Consider the following 21,747-nt stretch of genomic DNA (forward strand, 5'->3'; position numbering starts at 1 on the left):
GGACCGCAACGCGGGCTTCTCCTCCTGTGATCCGGGGCGGCTGTTCCTGCCGACGATCATGGACCCGGTCTACGGCTACCAGGTCACCAATGTCGAGGCGTCCATGGCCTCGCCGTCCTCGCTGCTGCACTGGACCCGCCGGATGATCGAGATCCGCAAGCAGAACGTGGCGTTCGGGCTCGGCACCTACACCGAGCTGCCCTCGTCCAACCCGGCGGTCCTCGCCTTCCTGCGCGAGTACGAGGACGACCTGGTGCTCTGCGTGAACAACTTCTCGCGGTTCGCGCAGCCGACCGAGCTGGATCTGAGCGCCTTCGAGGGCCGGCATCCGGTGGAGCTGTTCGGCGGTGTCCGCTTCCCGGCGATCGGGGAGCTGCCGTATCTGCTGACCCTCGGCGGTCACGGCTTCTACTGGTTCCGGCTCCGCAAGGACGCCGCGTAGCGCCCGTCGCAGACGGGCCCGCACCCCGCGGCGGGGCGTTTCCTCCGCTCCGCCCGGGGCACGCATCAGTAACACCCCGCCCACCGGCGGCGCCCCTCGGGAGCCCGCCGCACCAGGGGAAAGGACGCGACGCCATGTCGGAAGCCGCCACCCGCACCGTCACGACCCCGCCCGGCCTGCTTGCGTCTCTGGAACCACTGCTGCGGGAGTGGCTGCCGCGGCAGCGGTGGTTCGCCGGCAAGGGCCGCCCGGTCACCGGGTTCACCCTGGTCCAGGCGACCGAGCTGCTGCCCGCCACCGCGAAGCTGGGGCTGTACCACCTGCTGGTGCGCGCCCACCAGCCGCTGCTGCCGGGGCACGGCGGCGCCGAGTCCCCCGGCGACTGCTACCAGCTGCTCATAGGCGTGCGCGAGGCGCTGCCGCCCCGGCTGGCGCCCGCGCTGATCGGTCATGTCGATGCGGGGCCCCTGGCCGGCCGGACGGTCTACGAGGCCCTGCACGACACCCGGCCCGCCGAACTGCTCCTGGAGGCACTGCGCACCCAGGCCAGGATCGGCGGGCTTCGTTTCGAGCGGGACCCGCACCAGGAGATACGCGGCGGCCTGGTGCCCCGCCTGGTGACCGCCGAGCAGTCCAACTCGTCGGTCGTCTACGGCGATACGTTCATTCTGAAACTGCTGCGCCGGATCGTGCCCGGGATCAACCCGGACCTGGAGCTGCCGCTGGCGCTGGCCCGCGAGGGCTGCACCCGGGTGCCCCCGCCCACGGCCTGGCTGGTCGCGGACCCCGACGACCCGCCCGGGCCGACGGCGGAACCGTATGTGCTGGCCGTGCTCCAGCCCTTCGTGCAGGGCGCCGCGGACGGCTGGGAGCTGGCCCTGCGGGAGCTGGCCAAGGGCGAGGACTTCGTCGCCGAGGCGCGGGCGCTGGGGCGGGCCACCGCCGAGGTGCACACCGCACTGGCCCGCGCCCTGCCGACCGTCACCCTGGGTCACACCCAGCTGCACGCGATGGTCGAGGGCATGCGGGAGCGTCTCGAGGCCGCCGTCCAGGCGGTGCCGGCGCTGCGCCCGTACGCGGACGGGCTGCGCTCGGCGTACTCGGCCCTCGACGAGCTGGCCGCTGAGGGACGCACCTGGACCGCGCAGCGGGTGCACGGCGACCTGCACCTCGGGCAGTGCCTGCGCTCCCCGGACGGCGACTGGTCGCTGATCGACTTCGAGGGCGAACCGGCCCGCCCGCTGAGCGAGCGGCGCATGCCGCAGCCGGTGGTGCGGGACGTGGCGGGCATGCTGCGCTCCTTCGACTACGCGGCCCGCTCGGTGGACCCGCCGCAGCCGGAGTGGGCCGAGCGCTGCCGGGCGGCGTACTGCTCCGGGTACGGGGAGGCCTCCGGGCGCGACCCTCGGACCGACCCGGTGCTGCTGCGCGCATACGAGACCGACAAGGCCGTCTACGAGGTCGTCTACGAGGCCCGCCACCGTCCCGAGTGGCTCGCCGTACCCCTGGCCGCGGTGCACCGGCTCACCGCGTCCGACCTGACCTGATCTCCCGCGCTCGCCCAGGAGGCTTCGCCCGTGATCCCCCGCCCCGAGTCCCACGAGACGCCCGAGCCGGCACCCGCGGCAGAAGGCCCGGCGCCGGCCGCCGCGCAGCAGACGACCGCCGAGCAGTCCGTGGCGAAGAAGGCCCACGCGAAGAAGGCGGTCGCGAAGAAGGCCGCGGCGCAGTCGGGGACGGCCAGGAAGGCCACCCCCAGGACGGTGGCCGAGAAGAAGGCGGCGGCCACCAGGTCGGCGCAGCAGCCGGCCCGGAAGGCCGTCGCGAAGAAGGCCGCGGCCGGGGACCCGGCGGCGAGCGCGGCCGCGTCACCCTCGTCGTCGCCCGCCTCGTCGGTGTCCTCTGCGGCGGCCGCGTCCGGGCAGGTCACCCCGCCCGAGATGGAGCTGGCCGTGTCCCCGGCGGTCGGGGCCGCGGACCGGGAGCGGCTGGTGAACGGCACGCATCACGCGCCGCACTCCGTGCTCGGGGCGCATCCGGTGCCCGGCGGGGTGGTGTTCCGGGTGTTCAAGCCGTACGCGCTGGGCGTGACCCTGCTCTCCGGCGGTGTCAGTGTCGAGCTGCACGACGACGGGGACGGCTTCTTCTCCGGGATGCTGCCGCTGCGCGAGGTGCCCGCGTACCGGTTGCGGGTGCGGTACGAGGAGGCGGAGCTGGAGATCGAGGACGCGTACCGGTTCCTGCCCACGCTCGGTGAACTGGATCTGCACCTGATCGGCGAGGGCCGCCACGAGCAGCTGTGGACGGTGCTCGGCGCGCACCCCATGACCCACCAGGGCGTGACCGGCACCCGCTTCTCGGTGTGGGCGCCGAACGCGCTCGGGGTGCGGGTGGCCGGCTCCTTCAACTTCTGGGACGGCACCGCCTGCCCGATGCGCTCCCTGGGCTCGACCGGGGTGTGGGAGCTGTTCCTGCCGGGCATCGGCGAGGGCGAGCTGTACAAGTTCGAGATCACCCGGCCCGACGGCTCGCGCACCCTGCGCGCCGATCCGCTGGCCCGCCGCACCGAGGTCCCCCCGGCCACCTCCTCGGTGGTGACCTCCTCGCACCACGTGTGGAACGACCAGGAGTGGATGGAGCGCCGCGCCGAGGTGCCCGCACACCGGGCGCCCCTGTCCGTCTACGAGGTGCACCTCCCCTCCTGGCGCCCCGGTCTCACCTACCGTCAGCTCGCCGAGCAGCTCCCCGCCTATGTCAAGGACCTGGGCTTCACGCACGTGGAGCTGATGCCGGTCGCCGAGCACCCCTTCGGCGGCTCCTGGGGCTATCAGGTCACCGGCTTCTACGCGCCCACCGCACGGCTCGGCACACCCGACGACTTCAAGTACCTGGTGGACGCGCTGCACCGGGCCGGCATCGGTGTGATCATGGACTGGGTGCCGGCGCACTTCCCGCGCGACGAATGGGCCCTGGCCGAGTTCGACGGGCGGCCGCTGTACGAGCACGAGGATCCGCTGCGGGCCGCGCACCCCGACTGGGGCACGCTGGAGTTCGACTTCGGGCGTCGCGAGGTGCGCAACTTCCTGGTGGCCAACGCCCTGTACTGGTGCGAGGAGTTCCACATCGACGGACTGCGGGTGGACGCGGTCGCCTCGATGCTCTACCTCGACTACTCGCGCGAGCCGGGGCAGTGGACGCCGAACGAGCACGGCGGGCGGGAGAACCTGGACGCGGTGGCGTTCCTGCAGGAGATGAACGCGACCGTCTACCGCAAGGTGCCCGGGGTCGTGACGATCGCGGAGGAGTCCACGGCCTGGGACGGCGTCACCCGGGCCACCCATCACAAGGGGCCCAGCGGTTTCGGCGGGCTCGGCTTCGGCTTCAAGTGGAACATGGGCTGGATGCACGACTCGCTGCAGTACATGAGCCACGACCCGATCCACCGCCGCTACCACCACCACGAGATGACCTTCTCGATGGTGTACGCCTACAGCGAGAACTATGTGCTGCCGATCTCGCACGACGAGGTGGTGCACGGCAAGAAGTCCCTGGTGTCGAAGATGCCCGGCGACTGGTGGCAGCAGCGCGCCAACCTCCGCGCCTACCTCGGCTTCATGTGGGCCCACCCCGGCAAGCAACTGCTGTTCATGGGCCAGGAGTTCGCCCAGGGCTCGGAGTGGTCGGAGGTGCACGGCCCGGACTGGTGGCTGCTGGACCCGAACTACGGTGCCGAGGCCGACCACCGCGGCGTGCGCGAACTGGTCCGCGACCTCAACACCGTCTACCGGGGCACCCCGGCGCTGTGGCAGTGCGACACCGAGCCGTCCGGCTTCCGCTGGGTGACCGGCGACGCCGCCGAGGACAATGTGCTGGCCTTCCTGCGCTACGACGAGGACGGCACCCCGCTGCTCGCGGTCTGTCACTTCGCCCCCGTGGTCCGCGACGACTACCGCATCGGCGTCCCCGACGACGTCCCCGCCTGGCACGAGACCCTCAACACCGACACCACCCGCTACGGCGGCAGCGGCGTCACCAACCCCGACCCTCTCAAACCGGACGCCCAGGGCTGGCACGGCCTTCCCGCCAGCCTCCGTCTCACCCTGCCCCCGCTCGCGACGATCTGGCTGCGCCCGGCCTGACCGGCCGGCCCGGACGGGGGCAGCCGGTGCCTGCTGCCCGGCCCGTCCGGTCGGCTCGGTCAGGCCACGTCGACCAGGCCCTTCGGGAGGGGCTCGGTGTGCAGGATGCCGAGGCGCTGGGTGGCGCGGGTCAGGGAGACGTAGAGGTCGCTGGTGCCGTAGCGGGCGGGCTCGACGACCAGGACGGAGTCGAACTCCAGGCCCTTGGCCTGCTTCGGGTCGAGCAGGACGACCGGCTGGGTGAGATCGGGCTCGGCGCCGGCGGTGAGGGCGTCCGTGCGGGCGGCGATCGTGCGGTGCAGGTCGCGCGGGGCGATGACGGCCAGCCTGCCCTCCTCCGGGGTCAGCTCGCGCACCGCATCGGCGACCGCGCCGGGCAGGTCGTCCACCGCCCGGATCCAGGGCTTCTCACCGGTGCTGCGCACCGAGCTGGGCGGCTCGAAGGAGGGGTTCTCCGCGCGGACCACGGCCGCGGCGACCTCCATGATCTCGGCAGGGGTGCGGTAGTTGACGGCGAGCCGGGTGTGCTCCCAGCGGTCCTCGACGTAGGGCGCCAGGATGTCCTCCCAGGAGCCGACCCCGCCGGCCTCCGAGGTCTGCGCCGGATCGCCGACCAGCGTCATCGACCGGGTCGGGATGCGCCGCATCAGCATCCGCCAGGCCATCGGCGACAGCTCCTGCGCCTCGTCCACGATGATGTGCCCGAACGCCCAGGTCCGGTCGGCGGCGGCGCGCTCCGCGGCGCTGCGGTGGTCCGCCTCCTCGTGCCGTTCCGCGAAGCGCTCCGCGTCGATGATGTCGTGTGCGGAGAGCACCTCGGAGGCCTCGGGGTCGTCCTCCTCCTTGTCCTCGAACTCGTAGGTCCGGGACGCGTAGGAGACGTCGAGCACGCCTTGCGCGTAGGCGATCTGCCGCAGCCGCTCCTGCTCCGCCCGCTCGCGCTCCAGGCGGTCGTCCTCGCCGAGCAGCTCCGCGGCCTCGTCGAGCAGCGGCACGTCGGAGACGGTCCAGTGCCGGGTGACCGGGCGGCGGACGGCGTCGGCGTCCTCGGGGGACAGGAACGCGTCGGGTTCGGCGAGGAAGCCGGCGACCAGCTGCTGGGGGGTGAGCCGGGGCCAGAGCCGGTCGATGGCGGCCCACACCTCGGGGTTCTCGGCGAGCTCGTCGCGGATCTGGGTGATGTCGCTCGCGTCGAGCAGGTTGGACCCGTCGAACGGGTCGGTGCCGATGCGTTCCGCGTACAGGTCGGTGAGGGTGTTGAGGATGTGGCCCTCGAAGTGCTCGCGGGCCGCGTTGTGCGGCAGCTTGGTGGCGCGGGTGCGTTCCCGGGCGACGTTCACCAGGCCGTCGTCGAGCATCAGGATGGTGCGGTCGTGCTCGATGGTGATGACCGGGTCGGGCAGCGCCTGCCGGCTGCGGACCACCTCGGCGAGCACGTCGGCCATGTCGGCCCGGCCCTTGACGGCCGCCGCCCTGGGCGTGTCGGTGCGGGTGGCCTTCACCCCGGGGAAGAGCTCGCCGACGGTCGACAGCAGCACCCCGGTCTCGCCCAGGCTGGGCAGCACCTCGCCGATGTAGCCGAGGAACGCCGGATTGGGGCCGACGATCAGCACGGCGCGGCGGGCCAGCAGCTCGCGGTGCTCGTAGAGGAGGTAGGCGGCGCGGTGCAGGGCGACGGCGGTCTTGCCGGTGCCGGGGCCGCCCTCGACGACCAGGACGCCGCGGTGCGGGGCGCGGATGATGCGGTCCTGGTCGGCCTGGATGGTGCGCACGATGTCGGCCATGCGGCCGGTGCGCGCGGAATTGAGCGCGGCGAGCAGCACGGCGTCGCCGCTGGGGTCCTCGTGCCCGGTGCGGGTCTCGTCGCCGAGGTCGAGGATCTCGTCGTGCAGGGCGGTGACCCGGCGGCCCTCGGTGGAGATGTGCCGGCGGCGCCTGAGCCCCATCGGGGTGTGGCCGGTGGCCAGGTAGAAGGGGCGGGCGACCTCGGCGCGCCAGTCGATCAGGATGGGGGTGCGGTCGGCGTCGTCGGCGCGCAGGCCGATCCGGCCGATGTGGTGGGACTCTCCGGAGGTCAGGTCGATCCGGCCGAAGCACAGCGAGCCGTCCACCGCGTTGAGCGCGGCGAGCAGCCCGGAGCGCTCGGCGACCTGGATGTCCCGCTCCAGCCGGGCCTGCATCGGCGTGTGGCCCTGGGCGAGCGCGTCGGTGAGGGAGTCCTCGGTGACGCCCCTGAGGGCGTCCACGCGTGCGTACAGCCCGTCGATGAATTCCTGTTCGCGCCGCAATTCATCGTCCGGAAATTCGGTGTTTGACAATTCCGCTCCCGCCCGGATATACTGTGCTCACTGAACTTCTCCGCGACTTCTTGATGAAGAAGTCGCGAATCAATGAATATACGCAAGGAAAACCCCCGAGCGCAATTGCCGGGGGTTTTCCTTTGTCTCGGGGCGGCTCGACGCTCCGCCCGGTGCGGCCCGCCCCTCGCCCCTCCGGGCGACGAGGCCCGTCCGCGGCCCGACGAGCGGACACGGCCCGGGTTCAGGCCCGGGCCGTGTCCGCGTGCCGCGGTGCGGGGAGGATGCCGGCGAGGGCCGGGTCAGGCCTTCGCCAGCTCCTTCTCACCGCCGCCGGACTCCGGCAGATCGGCACCGTCCGCATCCGCGGCCGTGCCGGAGCCGTGGTCGTCCAGGAGAGTCCTCTCGTCGAAGGGCAGCCGGCCGGCCAGGACCTCGCCGACGCGCTCCTTGTCGATCTCCTTGGTCCAGGTGCCCACCAGCACCGCGGCGACCGCGTTGCCGGCGAAGTTGGTCAGGGCGCGGGCCTCGCTCATGAAGCGGTCGATGCCGACGATCAGGCCGATGCCGTCCACCAGGGCCGGCTTGTGCGACTGCAGACCGCCGGCCAGCGTCGCCAGGCCGGCGCCGGTGACGCCCGCCGCGCCCTTGGAGGCGACCAGCAGGAACAGCAGCAGCGGGATCTGCTCGCCGACCGACATCGGCGTGCCCATGGCGTCGGCGATGAAGAGCGAGGCCATGGTCATGTAGATCATGGTGCCGTCGAGGTTGAAGGAGTAACCGGTCGGAACGGTGATGCCGACCACCGGCTTGCTGACGCCCAGGTGCTCCATCTTCGCGATCAGCCGCGGCAGCGCCGACTCCGAGGAGGAGGTGGACAGGATCAGCAGGAACTCCCGGCCCAGGTACTTGAACAGGGTGAAGATGTTCAGGCCCGAGACGATCCGCAGCAGCGCGCCGAGCACCAGGAAGATGAACAGCACACAGGTGACGTAGAAGCCGAGCATCAGCACCGCGAGGCTCTTCAGCGCGTCCAGGCCCGCCGAGCCGGTGACCGCGGCCATGGCGCCGAAGGCGCCGACCGGGGCCGCCCACATGATCATGGCGAGGACCCGGAAGACCAGCCGCTGGATGTGCTCGATCCCGCGCAGGACCGGCTGCCCCGCCTTGCCCATGGCCTGCAGGGCGAAGCCGCAGAGCAGGGCGACCAGCAGGGTCTGCAGCACCTCGCCCTGGGTGAAGGCGGAGACGATGGTGGTCGGGATGATGCCGAGCAGGAACTCGGTGGTGTCCTTGGCCTCCGCGTCGACCTGGGCGTGCCCGGTCTCCTTCACCGCCTCGGTGACGGCCAGCCCGGCGCCGGGCTCCAGGACGTTGCCCACGATCAGGCCGATGGCCAGCGCGACCAGCGACATCACCAGGAAGTAGACCAGCGCGATGCCGCCGACGGCGCCGACCTTGGCGGCCTTCCGCACCGAGCCGATGCCCAGCACGATGGTGCAGAAGATGATCGGCGAGATCATCATCTTGATGAGGTTCACGAACCCGGTGCCGATCGGCTTCAGCTCGACCGCGAAGTCCGGTGCGATCAGCCCGACCGCGATACCGAGTGCGACCGCGATGATCACCGCGATGTAGAGGTAATGCGTGCGGTCCCGTCTGGCTGCGGGGGCCGTTCTCGGGGTGCTGGCGGCCACGGCTGCCCTCCTTGACGTCTTCGTCGGCGAACACCGGCGTGCGGCTCACGTCCGGGGAATCGGGGAATAGGGGAATGCCGTGACTATGGCGTGCCCTGTGAGTGCGGTCACCCTTCCGTTCATTTAGTTCACCGGGCGGTGCCCGTGCAGACTGGCGGCATGCGCATCCCCGTCCCCCGGCCCCGCAGCCTCGCGGGCCAGCTGTTCGCCGTGCAGGCCGTGCTGATCGCGGTCGTGGTGGCCGGGTACGCGCTGTTCGCCTACGTCAGCCACCGCGGCCAGGCCGAGGACGCGGCGGGCCGGCAGGCCACGGCGGTGGCCCGCTCGGTGGCCGACTCGCCGTCGGTGCGCGAGGCCATCCGCGGCCCCGACCCCTCGGCCGGACTGCAGCCCTATGCGCTGGCGGTGGTGCGGCACACCGATGTCGACTTCGTCACGATCATGGATCCCAGGGGCGTCCGCTGGACCCACCCGGACCCGGACCAGATAGGGCGCCCCTTCATCGGCCACATGGCCCCGGCCCTGCAGGGCCGCACCTTCACCGAGACCTACACCGGCACGCTCGGCCCGTCCGTCCGCGCGGTGACCCCCGTACGGGACGGCGGCAGGATCGTGGGCCTGGTCAGTGCGGGCATCCGGGTGGAGGAGATCAGCCAGCGGGTGGAGGAGCAGCTCACGGCACTGCTCGCGGTCGCGGCCGGCGCCCTCGCTCTCGGTGCCGTCGGCACGTATGTGATCAACGCGCGGCTGCGCCGGCACACCCATGGCATGAACGCCACCGAGCTCAGCCGGATGCACGACTACCATCAGGCGGCGCTCCACGCCGTGCGCGAGGGGCTGCTGATGCTGGACGGGCAGTACCGGGTGGCGCTGATCAACGACGGCGGCCGGGAGCTGCTCGGCGTGGCGCCGGAGGTGGACGTGGTGGGCAGATCGGTGGCGGACCTGGGTCTGCCGGCCCCGCTGACGGGTGCGCTGCTGGCCTCCGAGCCCCGGGTGGACGAGGTGCACCTCACGGCGGAGCGGGTGCTCGTGGTGAACACCTCACCCGTGTCTGGCGGGGAGCGGCGCGGCACGGTGGTCACCCTGCGCGACGTCACCGAGCTGCAGTCGCTGATGGGCGAGCTGGACTCCGAGCGGGGCTTCACCCAGGCGCTGCGCTCCCAGGCGCACGAGGCGGCGAACCGGCTGCACACCGTGGTGTCGCTGATCGAGCTGGGGCGGGCCGAGGAGGCGGTGCGGTTCGCGACCGCCGAGCTGGAGCTGGCGCAGGCGCTCACCGACCAGGTGGTGGCGGCGGTGAGCGAGCCGGTGCTCGCGGCGCTGCTGCTGGGCAAGACGGCGCAGGCCCATGAGCGGGGCGTGGAGCTGGTGGTGTCGGAGGACAGCCGCCTGGACGACGGGCTGCTGCCGGACTCGCTCCCGCCGCGCGACCTGGTCACCATCCTGGGCAACCTGATCGACAACGCGGTGGACGCGGCGCAGGGCGGCGTCGGGCCCCGGGTGACGGTGACGGCGCTCACCGAGCGGGGCGAGGAGCTGGTGCTGCGGGTCTGCGACACCGGGCCGGGCGTGCGCCCGGAGCACGCGGAGGCGGTGTTCGAGCGGGGCTTCACCACCAAGCCCTCCGGCCCCGGCGGCCGCGGCCTGGGGCTCGCCCTGGTCCGCCAGGCGGTGAACCGGCACTCGGGCACGCTGGCGGTGAGCCCGGGGCCGGAGGGCGGGGCGTGCTTCGAGGCGCGGCTGCCGCTGACGCCGGCTCCGCCGGCACCGGCGGGCCCGGCCCGTCCGGCCGCGGTCCAGGGGGGCGAGTCGTGACCGGGCAGCCCATCAGAGTCCTGGTCGTCGAGGACGACCCGGTCGCCGCCGACGCGCATGTGATGTACGTGGGGCGGGTGCCGGGGTTCGTCGCCGTGGGCAAGGCGCACACCGGCGGCGAGGCCCGCCGGATGCTGGAACGCACCCCCGTCGACCTGCTCCTGCTCGACCTGCACCTGCCCGATGTGCACGGTCTGCAGCTGGCCCGCTCGCTGCGCGCCGCCGGGCATCACGCCGACGTCATCGCGGTGACCTCGGCCCGCGATCTCGCGGTGGTGCGGGAGGGGGTGTCCCTCGGGGTGGTCCAGTACGTGCTGAAGCCGTTCACCTTCGCCACCCTGCGCGACCGGTTGGTCCGCTACGCCGAGTTCCATGCCGCGGTCGGCGAGGCGAGCGGGCAGGACGAGGTGGACCGGGCGCTCGCCGTGCTGCGGGCGCCGGGCCCGGCCGCCCTGCCGAAGGGACTGAGCGGCCCGACCCTGGAACGGGTGACGGGCGCGCTGCGCGGCGCCGAGGAGGGCCTCACCGCCACCAAAGTCGCCGAGGCGGTGGGCATCTCCCGTATCACCGCCCGCCGCTACCTGGAGCACCTGGTCGACACGGGCCGGGCCCACCGCAGTCCCCAGTACGGCCAGGTGGGCCGCCCCGAACTGATCTACCGCTGGGTGCGGGGGAAGTAGACCGGGCCGCCGGTATCAGGCGCGGGGCGTCGGAGCAGCCCGCCCGCGTCCTGCGCCCCGGCCGATTCGCCGCACGCTCATTGACCTGACTAGACCACTCAACTTACGTTCGCCGGGCAGCCGTCCACGCGCCACGACGAAGTGCGCCCAGGAGGTCATGCCCGTGCGCCCCACCGCCGCCCTCCCCCACGTCATCGCCCTCGCTCTGGCCGCCGCAGCGACCCTCACCGCCTGCGGCGGCGGCTCCGGCAGCGACCCGGACACGCTGAGGGTCTCCTTCAAGCAGTCCACGGACAACAACATCAAGGTGATGGACACCTACATCGCCGGCATCAAGGAGCAGTTCGAGAAGGAGAACCCCGGCAAGAAGGTCGAACTGGTCCCCATCAAGGCCCCGGACGCGGAGTACTACACCAAGCTGCAGCAGATGCTGCGCTCCCCCAAGACCGCGCCCGACCTGGTCTACGAGGACACCTTCCTCATCAACTCCGACATCACCAGCGGGTACTTGAAGCCGCTGGACGCGTATCTGAAGAAGTGGAAGGACTGGGACCAGTTCATCGGCACCGCCAAGGCCGCCACCCGCGGTGAGGACGGCAGGATCTACGGCGTCCCGGACGGCACCGACACCCGCGGCCTGTGGTACAGCAAGGACATCTTCGCCCGGGCGGGCCTGCCCGGGACGTGGCAGCCGAAGACCTGGGAGGACGTCCTGGACGCCGCCCGCACCATCAAGAAGAAGGTGCCGGACGTCATCCCGCTGAACGTCTACACCGGCAAGCCGGTCGGCGAGGCCGCCACCATGCAGACCTTCGAGATGCTGCTCTACGGCACGGGCGACGGCACCTCGGACCCGCTGTACGACAAGAACAGCAAGAAGTGGATCACCGCCGGGAAGGGCTTCGAGGACTCCCTCGCCTTCGTCGAGACGGTCTACAAGGAGAAGCTGGGCCCTGAGGTCTCCGACGCGCTCGACCCGAACGTCGGCACCCGGGTGCGCGGCGAATGGCTGCCGCAGGGCAAGCTCGGCATCGCGCTCGACGGCTCCTGGCTGCCGCAGGACTGGCTGGAGGGCAGCGGGCACGAGTGGCCCGAGTGGTCCGAGGAGCTGGGGCTCGCCGCGATGCCGACCCAGAACGGGCAGGCCCCCGGCAAGGTGAGCATGTCCGGCGGCTGGGCCTGGTCCATCCCTGCCAAGGCCGCCAACCCCGACCTGGCCTTCGAGTTCATCAAGACGATGCAGACCAGGGCCAACGCCCAGAAGTGGTACATCGCCAACTCCGGCATCGCGGTGCGCAAGGACGTGGCGGGCGACCCCGAGTACGTCAGGGCGCAGCCCGGCATCAAGTTCTTCACCGACCTGGTGTCGAGCACCCATTACCGGCCCGCCTATCCGGCGTATCCGAAGGTGTCCACCGCCATCCAGGAGGCGATGGAGGGCGTGACCACGGGTGACCTGTCGGTCCGGGAGGCCGCCCGCGGCTACGACGAGGCCCTGAAGGACGCCACCGGCAACCAGGTCATCGAGAAGTAGCGACGGAACGAGCCCATGACCGCCGCCGCACCGCACACGGGCCCGGAACTCGCCAAGGTCCCTCCGGGCCCGCCCGCGCCCGCCTCCGCCCGCCGCGGCGGGCTGCACCGTCTGCTGCCCCGCTTCCTGCCGCTGGCCCCCGCGCTCGTCCTGCTGCTGCTGTTCCTGGCGGGCCCGATCGCGTACTGCGTGTTCATCGCCTTCACCGACCTGCAGCTCACCGGTCAGGCCGAGGAGTCCTTCATCGGTCTGGAGAACTTCCGGCGGGCGTTCGCCGACGACGAGTTCCTCGACGCCGTCTGGCTGACGCTGGTGTTCACCGTGGTGTCGGCGCTGGTCGGGCAGAACACGCTGGGGCTGGCGCTGGCCGCACTGATGCAGCGGGCGTCGAGACCCGTGCGCACCCTGACCGGTGGCATCGTTGTCACCGCCTGGGTGCTGCCGGAGGTGGTGGCGGGCTTTCTGCTCTACGCCTTCTTCCGGCGGGAGGGCACGCTCAACGCCGTCCTGGACTGGCTTCATCTGCCCACCCAGAACTGGCTGTTCACGCTGCCGATCCTCGCCGTGTCGTTCGCCAACGTCTGGCGCGGCACCGCCTTCTCGATGCTGGTCTACTCGGCCGCCCTCGACGAGATCCCACGGGAGATCACCGAGGCCGCCGAGGTGGACGGCGCCGGCGGCTGGCGCCGGATGTGGCACATCACGCTGCCGATGATCCGCCGCTCCATCGGCACCACCCTGATGCTCAACACCCTGCAGACCCTGTCGGTGTTCGGGCTGATCTGGGTGATGACCCGGGGCGGTCCCGGCGGGAGGAGCCAGACGCTGCCGCTGTTCATGTACGAACAGGCCTTCCAGAACAGCCTGATCGGGTACGGCACGGCCGTGGCCCTGCTGCTTCTGCTGGTCGGCGCGCTGTTCTCGGCCGTCTACATGCGTCTGCTGCGGACGGAGGTCTGATCCGCCGTGCCCCTGCCCCTCCCCCACCGCGCCCGCCCGCTCGCCTCCCGCCGCGCCGCACGCCGGCTCGCCGCCGACGCGGGGCTGCTGGTGGTGGCCCTCGCCTTCGTGCTGCCGCTGGCCTGGGTGGTGCTGTCCGCGCTCGATCCGCACGCCGGCCTGCGGGTGAAGGCGCCGGACGGGCTCACCCTGGAGCACTTCGACGCGGTCCTGACCGACGAGATCACCTTCACGCCGCTGCTGAACAGCCTCCTCCTGTGCGGCGGCGCGACCGCGCTGACCGTGGTGTGCGCGGCGCTCGCGGCGTATCCGCTCTCCCGGTTCCGTTCCCGCCTGAACCGGCCGTTCCTGCTGACCATCCTCTTCGCGACCAGCCTGCCGATCACCGCGATCATGGTCCCGGTGTACGCGCTGTTCGTGCAGGTCGACCTGATCGACACCCGGCAGGGGACGATCTTCTTCTTCGCCGCCTCCCAGCTGCCGTTCGCGATCTGGCTGATGAAGAACTTCATGGACGGCGTGCCCAGGGAGCTGGAGGAGGCGGCCTGGACGGACGGGGCGTCCACGCTGCAGTCGCTGGTGCGGATCGTGCTGCCGCTGATGGGGCCCGGTGTGGCGGTGGTGACCGTGTTCTCGTTCGTGATGATGTGGGGCAACTTCTTCGTGCCCTTCATGCTGCTGCTGAGTCCGGATCTGATGCCTGCCTCGGTGAGCATCAACGACTTCTTCGGCAACCGCGGCATGGTCGCCTACGGGCAGCTGGCGGCGTTCTCGATCGTCTACTCGACGCCGGTGATCCTGCTGTATGTGCTGATCGCACGACGTCTCGGAGGAGGTTTCGCGCTGGGCGGCGCGGTGAAGGGATGACCCGGGGCGGGTTCCGGACCGGCGAGGGTGACCGTCGGTAGCAGTAGCTTCCTACAATCCGTAACGTTGGCCGAACCGACCGTAGTCATCCGCGCGGCGGATTCCCTAGCTTGTCGGCCGTGCACCGAGCCACTCCCCCGAACGACCCCTCGCCCCCTCCGTTCAACGCACACGCCGCCCGCCGGCTGCGGGCCGCCCTCGGCATGGGCCCGGACCAGGTGGCGCACACCCTGCGCGCCTCCTACGGTCTGCCCCATGTGACACCCCACCTGGTGGTCGCCTGGGAACGCGGCACCGCCGCCCCCTCCGGTCCCGAACTCACCGCGCTGGCCGGGGTGTTGTGGTGCTCCCCCGGTGAACTCATCGGCCGCCCGGGCACCTTGCGCGAGCACCGCATCGCGCGCGGCCTGGCGGCCGAGGACGTCGCCCGCACGGTGGGGCACGAACTCCACGCGTATCTGCGGATGGAGGAGACCGGCCAGTGGCGCGGCTCCGACCGGCAGACCGCCGTGCTGGCCGAACTGCTCGCGCTGACCCTGGCCGACCTGATCACGGTCACCGGGCGCGAGGACCGGCTGGCGGAGCTGCTGCGCAGTGCCGCGACCACGCGCTGGCAGGGCTACGTCCGGCCGGTCGGCAGACTGGCCCCGCTGGACCGGCGGGTGCTGGAACGGGCGCTGCAGCGGCTGCACCAGGACTACCAGGGCCACATGGCCGCCACCCTCAGCTGGGGCGGCGGCAGCGGTGACGCGGGGGACGAGGGCCGGCAGTTCCTGGAACGCGTCGTCGACCACTTCTGGGCGGCGGTGGAGGAGTACTCCGGCTCCCGCTAGGCACCTCGCGACGGGGGCTCCGGCTCCCGCTAGGCACCTCGCGACTGGGGCTCCGGCGCCCGTAGGCACCTCGCGACACGGGGCTCCGGCTCCCGGCAGGGGCCGGCCGGCGGGCGACCAGGCGGCCGGCACGGACCGGGAGACGGCACCCCGCGCAGGCCGGACGGCGGACCGGTACCGGCCGGACGGCGGGCTAGAAGACCGACTCGGCCTCGTCCATGCGGTCCTTCGGCACCGTCTTCAGCTCGGTGACCGCCTCCGCCAGCGGGACCATCACGATGTCCGTGCCGCGCAGCGCGGTCATCTTGCCGAACTCGCCCCGGTGCGCGGCCTCCACCGCGTGCCAGCCGAAGCGGGTCGCGAGCACCCTGTCGTACGCGGTCGGCACGCCGCCGCGCTGCACATGGCCGAGGATGACCGGCTTGGCCTCCTTGCCCAGGCGCCGCTCCAGCTCGTGGGCGAGGGCGGTGCCGATGCCCCGGAAGCGCTCGTGACCGAACTGATCGATCTCGCCCTTGCCGTAGTCCATGGTGCCCTCCGCCGGGTGCGCGCCCTCGGCGACGCAGATGACGGCGAACTTCTTGCCGCGGGCGAAGCGGGCCTCGACCATCTTGACCAGGTCGGCGGGGTCGAAGGGGCGCTCGGGCAGGCAGATGCCGTGGGCACCGGCGGCCATGCCGGACTCCAGGGCGATCCAGCCGGCGTGCCGGCCCATGACCTCGACGACCATCACCCGCTGGTGGGACTCGGCGGTGGTCTTCAGCCGGTCCATCGCCTCGGTGGCGACGCCGACGGCGGTGTCGAAGCCGAAGGTGCGGTCGGTGGAGGAGATGTCGTTGTCGATGGTCTTGGGCACGCCGACCACGGGCAGGCCGGCGTCGGAGAGCATGCGGGCCGCGGTGAGCGTGCCCTCGCCGCCGATCGGGATGAGCGCGTCGATGCCGAAGTCGCGGATCATGTCGGAGGCGTTCGCGCAGGCCTCGCGCAGCCGGTCCCGCTCGAGCCGGGAGGAGCCGAGGATGGTGCCGCCGCGGGCCAGGATTCCGCTGACCGCGTTGAGGTCCAGGGGCCGGTAGCGGCCGTCGAGCAGGCCGGAGTAGCCGTCCTCGAAGCCGATGACCTCGTCCCCGTAGTTGTCGACCGCGCGGTGCACGACCGACCGGATCACGGCGTTCAGGCCGGGGCAGTCGCCGCCTGCGGTGAGAACTCCGATGCGCATCGTGCTGTGTCTCCTGGTCGCTGTCGATACCGGTGAGCCATGTCCGATTCTTTCACGTCCCCCGGGGCGGCGCCGACGCCGGACGGGTGGGCGCCCTAGCCAGCGCCAGAGGTATTGTCAAGAGGGTTCTGCTCACCTTCGCGGGTGATCTTGCAGACGCCGGTATGACAACGCGGTCCCGGCGTACGCGAACCCCGGCAACGACGCATCACACCCCGACGACGGCACACCCCGGCCCCCGGCGACGACGATCACCACCACCGACGAGCACCGGCGGACCCGGACCCGGAACGCCGGAACCGGCGAGACAGACGAAACGGAGAGCGCGCGTGACCCGCAGCGTGTACGTGACCGGCATCGACCGCGGCGACGGCCGCCAGGTGGTCGAGCTGGGAGTCATGGAACTGCTGACCCGGCAGGTCGACCGGGTGGGCGTCTTCCGCCCCCTGGTGCACGACGGGCCCGACCGCCTCTTCGAGCTGCTGCGCGCCCGCTACCGCCTCTCCCAGGACCCGGCCACCGTCTACGGCATGGACTACCAGGAAGCCTCCGCGCTCCAGGCCGAGCGGGGCACGGACGAGCTGGTCTCCACCCTCGTCGACCGCTTCCACCTGGTCGCCCGGGACTACGACGTGGTGCTCGTGCTGGGCACCGACTACGCCGACACCCAGTTCCCGGACGAGCTGTCGCTGAACGCCCGGCTCGCCAACGAGTTCGGCGCCTCGGTGATCCCGGTCGTGGGCGGCCGCAAGCAGACCGCCGAGTCGGTGCGCGCCGAGACCCGCAACGCCTACCGGGCCTACGACACGCTCGGCTGCGATGTGCTCGCCATGGTGGTCAACCGGGTGGCCCGCGAGGACCGGGACGAGATCGCCGAGCGGCTGGCCACCCGGCTGCCGGTGCCCTGCTGGGTGCTGCCGGACGAGCCGGCCCTGTCCGCGCCGACCGTCGCGCAGGTGGCGAACGCGCTGGGCGCCAAGGTGGTGCTCGGCGACGACTCCGGGCTCGCCAGGGACGCCCTGGACTTCGTCTTCGGCGGCGCCACGCTGCCCAACTTCCTCGCCGCGCTGACCCCCGGCTGCCTGGTGGTGACCCCGGGCGACCGCGCCGATCTGGTGGTGGGCGCGCTCGCCGCGCACAGCGCCGGCACCCCGCCGATCGCGGGGGTGCTGCTCACCCTGGACGAGGTGCCCGGCGAGGACGTCCTCACCCTGGCGTCCCGCCTCGCCCCCGGCACCCCGGTGCTGTCGGTGTCCGGCACCAGCTTCCCCACCGCGGAGCAACTGTTCTCCCTGGAGGGAAAGCTGAACGCGGCCACGCCGCGCAAGGCGGAGACCGCGCTCGGCCTGTTCGAGCGGTACGTGGACACCGCCGGGCTGACCCGGCGGGTGTCCGCGCCCAGCAGCGGCCGGGTCACCCCGATGATGTTCGAGCACAAGCTGCTCGAGCGGGCCCGCTCCGACCTCCGGCGGGTGGTGCTGCCCGAGGGCACCGAGGAGCGGGTGCTGCACGCGGCGGAGGTGCTGCTGCGCCGGGGCGTGTGCGAGCTGACGCTGCTCGGCCCCGTGGAGCAGATCCGCAAGAAGGCCGCCGACCTGGGCATCGACCTCGGCGACAGCCGGCTGATCGACCCGGCGGTCTCCGAGCTGCGGGACGGCTTCGCCGAGAAGTACGCCGCGCTGCGGGCGCACAAGGGCGTCACCGTGGAGCTGGCCTACGACGTCGTCTCGGACGTGAACTACTTCGGCACGCTGATGGTCGAGGAGGGACTCGCCGACGGCATGGTCTCCGGTTCCGTGCACTCCACGGCCGCGACCATCCGGCCCGCCTTCGAGATCATCAAGACCAGGCCGGACGCCCGCATCGTCTCCTCGGTGTTCTTCATGTGCCTGGCCGACAAGGTGCTGGTCTACGGCGACTGCGCGGTCAACCCGGACCCGGACGCCGAGCAGCTCGCCGACATCGCCGTGCAGTCGGCGGTGACCGCGGCCCGGTTCGGCGTCGAGCCGCGGATCGCGATGCTGTCGTACTCCACCGGCACCTCCGGCTCCGGTGCCGACGTGGAGAAGGTGCGCGAGGCGACCGAGCTGGTGCGTGCGCGCAGGCCCGATCTGAAGATCGAGGGGCCGATCCAGTACGACGCGGCGGTGGAGCCGTCGGTCGCCGCGACCAAGCTGCCGGGCTCGGAGGTGGCCGGCCAGGCGACCGTGCTGATCTTCCCCGACCTGAACACCGGCAACAACACCTACAAGGCGGTGCAGCGCTCGGCGGGCGCGATCGCCGTGGGACCGGTGCTGCAGGGTCTGCGCAAGCCGGTCAACGACCTGTCCCGGGGCGCCCTGGTGCAGGACATCGTCAACACCGTCGCCATCACCGCCGTCCAGGCCCAGAACGACTCCACGACCGGGAAGGCTTCCGCCCAGTGACTGCCACGCGTGTCCTCGTCCTCAACTCCGGCTCCTCGTCAGTGAAGTACCAGCTGCTCGACATGCGCGACAGCAGGCGGCTGGCCACGGGGCTGGTGGAGCGGATCGGGGAGCAGACCTCCCGGGTGAGGCACACCTCGGCGGCGGCCGGGGACAGCCGGGAGCGCACCGGGCCGATCGCCGACCACGACGCCGCCCTGAAGGCCATGGCCGAGGAGCTGGCCGCGGACGGCCTGGGCCTGGACTCCCCGGAGCTGGCCGCGATCGGCCACCGGGTGGTGCACGGCGGGAAGCACTTCACCGAGCCGACCGTCATCGACGACACCGTGCTCGCCGAGATCGAGCGGCTGATCCCGGTGGCGCCGCTGCACAATCCGGCCAACCTCACCGGCATCCGCACGGCCATGACCCTGCGCCCCGACCTGCCCCAGGTGGCGGTGTTCGACACCGCCTTCCACACCACGATGCCGGAGTCCGCCGCCCGCTACGCCATCGACGTGGCGACCGCCGACGCGCACCGCATCCGGCGCTACGGCTTCCACGGCACCTCGCACGCCTATGTCTCGCGCGAGACGGCGCGGCTGCTGGGCCGGGCGCCGGAGGACGTGAACGTGATCGTGCTGCACCTGGGCAACGGGGCGTCCGCCTCGGCGGTGCGGGCCGGCCGGTGCGTGGACACCTCGATGGGGCTGACTCCCTTGGAGGGGCTGGTGATGGGTACGCGGTCCGGAGACATGGACCCGGCCGTGATCTTTCATTTGATGCGCGTCGGGGGAATGTCCGCCGACGAGATCGACACTCTGCTCAACAAGAAGAGCGGCCTGATCGGGCTCTGCGGCGACAACGACATGCGCGAGATCCGCCGCAGGATCGACGAGGGTGATGAACAGGCGAAGCTGGCGTTCGACATCTACATTCACCGGTTGAAGAAGTACATCGGTGCCTATTGCGCCGTTCTCGGGCGGGTGGACGCGGTGGCCTTCACCGCCGGGGTCGGCGAGAACTCCGCGGAGGTGCGCGCGGCGGCCGTGGCGGGCCTGGAGCCGCTGGGTCTGGCGGTCGACGCGGAGCGCAACGCGGTGCGCGGCGAGGGACCGCGGCTGATCTCGCCCGAGGGCGCGCGGGTCGCGGTCGCGGTGGTTCCGACGGACGAGGAAATGGAGATCGCCACTCAGACATACGCACTGGTCGGAAACAACGACTGAGAACAAGTGAGCGTCGGGAATCTCATTTGTATATTCCGCCAGACGGAATATTCCGCTGCGAAACAAACCGATAGGATCGCCCCATGCGCCGTTCGAAAATCGTCTGTACTCTCGGCCCCGCGGTCGACTCCCACGAGCAACTCGTCGCCCTGATCGAAGCCGGCATGAACGTGGCCCGCTTCAACTTCAGCCATGGCAGCCACGCCGAGCACCAGGCCCGCTACGACCGGGTCCGCGCCGCGTCCAAGGAGACCGGCAAGGCCATCGGTGTGCTCGCCGACCTCCAGGGCCCCAAGATCCGCCTCGAGACCTTCGCCGAGGGTCCCGTCGAGCTGGTGCGCGGTGACGAGTTCACCATCACCACCGAGGACGTGCCGGGCGACAAGACGATCTGCGGGACGACCTACAAGGGGCTGCCGGGCGACGTCTCCCGCGGCGACCAGATCCTGATCAACGACGGCAACGTCGAGCTGAAGGTGCTGGACGTCGAGGGCTCGCGGGTGAAGACGATCGTCATCGAGGGCGGCGTCATCTCCGACCACAAGGGCATCAACCTGCCCGGCGCGGCCGTGAACGTGCCCGCGCTGAGCGAGAAGGACGTCGAGGACCTGCGGTTCGCCCTGCGGATGGGCTGCGACCTGGTCGCGCTGTCCTTCGTGCGGGACGCCAAGGACATCGCCGACGTCCACCGGGTGATGGACGAGGAGGGCCGCCGGGTCCCGGTCATCGCCAAGGTGGAGAAGCCGCAGGCGGTGGAGAACATGGAGGACGTCGTGATGGCGTTCGACGGTGTGATGGTCGCCCGCGGCGACCTGGCCGTCGAGTACCCGCTCGAGAAGGTCCCCATGGTGCAGAAGCGCCTGATCGAGCTGTGCCGCCGCAACGCCAAGCCGGTGATCGTGGCGACCCAGATGATGGAGTCGATGATCACCAACTCCCGGCCGACCCGCGCCGAGGCCTCCGACGTGGCCAACGCGATCCTGGACGGCGCGGACGCGGTGATGCTGTCGGCGGAGTCCTCGGTCGGCGCCTACCCGATCGAGACGGTCCGGACGATGTCGAAGATCGTCCAGGCGGCCGAGCAGGAGCTGCTGTCCAAGGGCCTGCAGCCGCTGGTGCCGGGCAAGAAGCCGCGCACGCAGGGCGGTTCGGTGGCCCGCGCGGCCTGCGAGATCGCCGACTTCCTCGGCGGCAAGGGCCTGGTGGCCTTCACCCAGTCGGGCGACACCGCGCGGCGGCTGTGCCGGTACCGCGCCGTGCAGCCGATCCTGGCGTTCACCACGGACGAGAGCACCCGCAACCAGCTGACGCTCAGCTGGGGCGTGGAGCCGCACGTGGTGCCGTTCGTCAACAGCACCGACGAGATGGTGGAGCTGGTGGAGCAGGAGCTGGTCCGGCTCAGCCGGTTCAACGAGGGCGACATCGTGGTGATCACCGCCGGTTCCCCGCCCGGCGTCCCCGGCACCACCAACATGGTCCGCGTCCACCACCTGGGCGGCCCGACCGGCTGACGGCCACCGGCAGGCCGGCCGGCGCACGTCGGGCGAGGACGCCGAAGACACCGAGGGCGCCCCCTGGGATCAGGGGGCGCCCTCGGTGTGAGCGGCTCCCGGAATGGTCTTGACGCGGG

General features: G+C 71.6%; 15 protein-coding genes. 12 read left to right on the plus strand and 3 right to left on the minus strand.

What is annotated here, in order from left to right; translation table 11 throughout:
- From HCJ93_RS22530 to glgB, 3 genes are all read left to right on the plus strand, one after another.
- Nucleotides 1-442: alpha-glucosidase C-terminal domain-containing protein (locus HCJ93_RS22530; RefSeq protein ID WP_206317817.1), on the plus strand; the 442-nt coding region annotated here is incomplete at its 5' end.
- A 134-nt stretch (nucleotides 443-576) separates the two neighbouring features.
- Nucleotides 577-1,989, plus strand: coding sequence for a maltokinase N-terminal cap-like domain-containing protein (locus HCJ93_RS22535; protein ID WP_167997606.1), 1,413 nt, complete (start codon nucleotides 577-579; stop codon nucleotides 1,987-1,989).
- Between the two features lie 393 nt (nucleotides 1,990-2,382).
- Entirely contained in the window at nucleotides 2,383-4,581 is a 2,199-nt protein-coding gene (gene glgB, locus HCJ93_RS22540) for a 1,4-alpha-glucan branching enzyme (protein WP_206317820.1), read from the plus strand.
- A 59-nt stretch (nucleotides 4,582-4,640) separates the two neighbouring features.
- On the opposite strand, the gene HCJ93_RS22545 is transcribed toward glgB, so the two are convergent.
- Both HCJ93_RS22545 and HCJ93_RS22550 read right to left on the minus strand, forming a co-directional pair.
- Nucleotides 4,641-6,869, minus strand: coding sequence for a HelD family protein (locus tag HCJ93_RS22545; protein ID WP_206317821.1), 2,229 nt, complete (start codon nucleotides 6,867-6,869; stop codon nucleotides 4,641-4,643).
- A gap of 311 nt (nucleotides 6,870-7,180) precedes the next feature.
- Entirely contained in the window at nucleotides 7,181-8,575 is a 1,395-nt protein-coding gene (locus tag HCJ93_RS22550) for a cation:dicarboxylate symporter family transporter (protein ID WP_167997607.1), read from the minus strand.
- Nucleotides 8,576-8,734: 159 nt separating this feature from the next.
- Between HCJ93_RS22550 and HCJ93_RS22555 the strand changes: the two genes are divergently transcribed.
- From HCJ93_RS22555 to HCJ93_RS22580, 6 genes are all read left to right on the plus strand, one after another.
- Nucleotides 8,735-10,393, plus strand: a complete 1,659-nt coding sequence (locus HCJ93_RS22555) for a sensor histidine kinase (RefSeq protein ID WP_167997608.1) — start codon at nucleotides 8,735-8,737, stop codon at nucleotides 10,391-10,393.
- Nucleotides 10,390-11,073, plus strand: coding sequence for a response regulator (locus tag HCJ93_RS22560; RefSeq protein WP_167997609.1), 684 nt, complete (start codon nucleotides 10,390-10,392; stop codon nucleotides 11,071-11,073). Before HCJ93_RS22555 ends, HCJ93_RS22560 begins: the two co-directional genes overlap by 4 nt.
- A gap of 157 nt (nucleotides 11,074-11,230) precedes the next feature.
- Entirely contained in the window at nucleotides 11,231-12,607 is a 1,377-nt protein-coding gene (locus HCJ93_RS22565; protein ID WP_167997610.1) for an extracellular solute-binding protein, read from the plus strand.
- A 15-nt stretch (nucleotides 12,608-12,622) separates the two neighbouring features.
- The gene (locus HCJ93_RS22570; RefSeq protein ID WP_167997611.1) at nucleotides 12,623-13,567 is read left to right on the plus strand and encodes a carbohydrate ABC transporter permease; all 945 of its coding nucleotides are present in this window, start codon (nucleotides 12,623-12,625) and stop codon (nucleotides 13,565-13,567) included.
- 6 nt (nucleotides 13,568-13,573) lie between these two features.
- Nucleotides 13,574-14,434: a carbohydrate ABC transporter permease gene (locus tag HCJ93_RS22575; RefSeq protein WP_309141482.1), complete on the plus strand. Its 861-nt coding sequence runs from the start codon at nucleotides 13,574-13,576 to the stop codon at nucleotides 14,432-14,434.
- A gap of 119 nt (nucleotides 14,435-14,553) precedes the next feature.
- Complete coding sequence (locus HCJ93_RS22580; RefSeq protein ID WP_167997612.1) at nucleotides 14,554-15,267, plus strand: XRE family transcriptional regulator; 714 nt, start codon at nucleotides 14,554-14,556, stop codon at nucleotides 15,265-15,267.
- A 193-nt stretch (nucleotides 15,268-15,460) separates the two neighbouring features.
- Here HCJ93_RS22580 and HCJ93_RS22585 read toward each other — a convergent pair whose 3' ends face one another.
- Nucleotides 15,461-16,486 carry an ATP-dependent 6-phosphofructokinase gene (locus HCJ93_RS22585; RefSeq protein ID WP_167997613.1) on the minus strand — a complete coding sequence of 342 codons (1,026 nt, stop codon included), beginning with the start codon at nucleotides 16,484-16,486 and terminating at the stop codon, nucleotides 15,461-15,463.
- A gap of 329 nt (nucleotides 16,487-16,815) precedes the next feature.
- Between HCJ93_RS22585 and pta the strand changes: the two genes are divergently transcribed.
- The 3 genes from pta to pyk all read left to right on the plus strand — a co-directional run bounded on the left by pta (nucleotide 16,816) and on the right by pyk (nucleotide 21,628).
- Nucleotides 16,816-18,912: a phosphate acetyltransferase gene (pta, locus tag HCJ93_RS22590; RefSeq protein ID WP_167997614.1), complete on the plus strand. Its 2,097-nt coding sequence runs from the start codon at nucleotides 16,816-16,818 to the stop codon at nucleotides 18,910-18,912.
- Nucleotides 18,909-20,117, plus strand: coding sequence for an acetate kinase (locus HCJ93_RS22595; protein WP_167997615.1), 1,209 nt, complete (start codon nucleotides 18,909-18,911; stop codon nucleotides 20,115-20,117). The genes pta and HCJ93_RS22595 overlap by 4 nt, the downstream gene beginning before the upstream one ends.
- An 83-nt stretch (nucleotides 20,118-20,200) precedes the next feature.
- Nucleotides 20,201-21,628 (plus strand): pyruvate kinase, encoded by a 1,428-nt coding sequence (gene pyk, locus HCJ93_RS22600; protein ID WP_167997616.1) that lies wholly within the window; start codon nucleotides 20,201-20,203, stop codon nucleotides 21,626-21,628.
- The last annotated feature ends 119 nt before the right edge of the window (nucleotides 21,629-21,747 follow it).

It is taken from the genome of Streptomyces composti, assembly GCF_012034205.1.
GTDB lineage: Bacteria > Actinomycetota > Actinomycetes > Streptomycetales > Streptomycetaceae > Streptomyces > Streptomyces composti.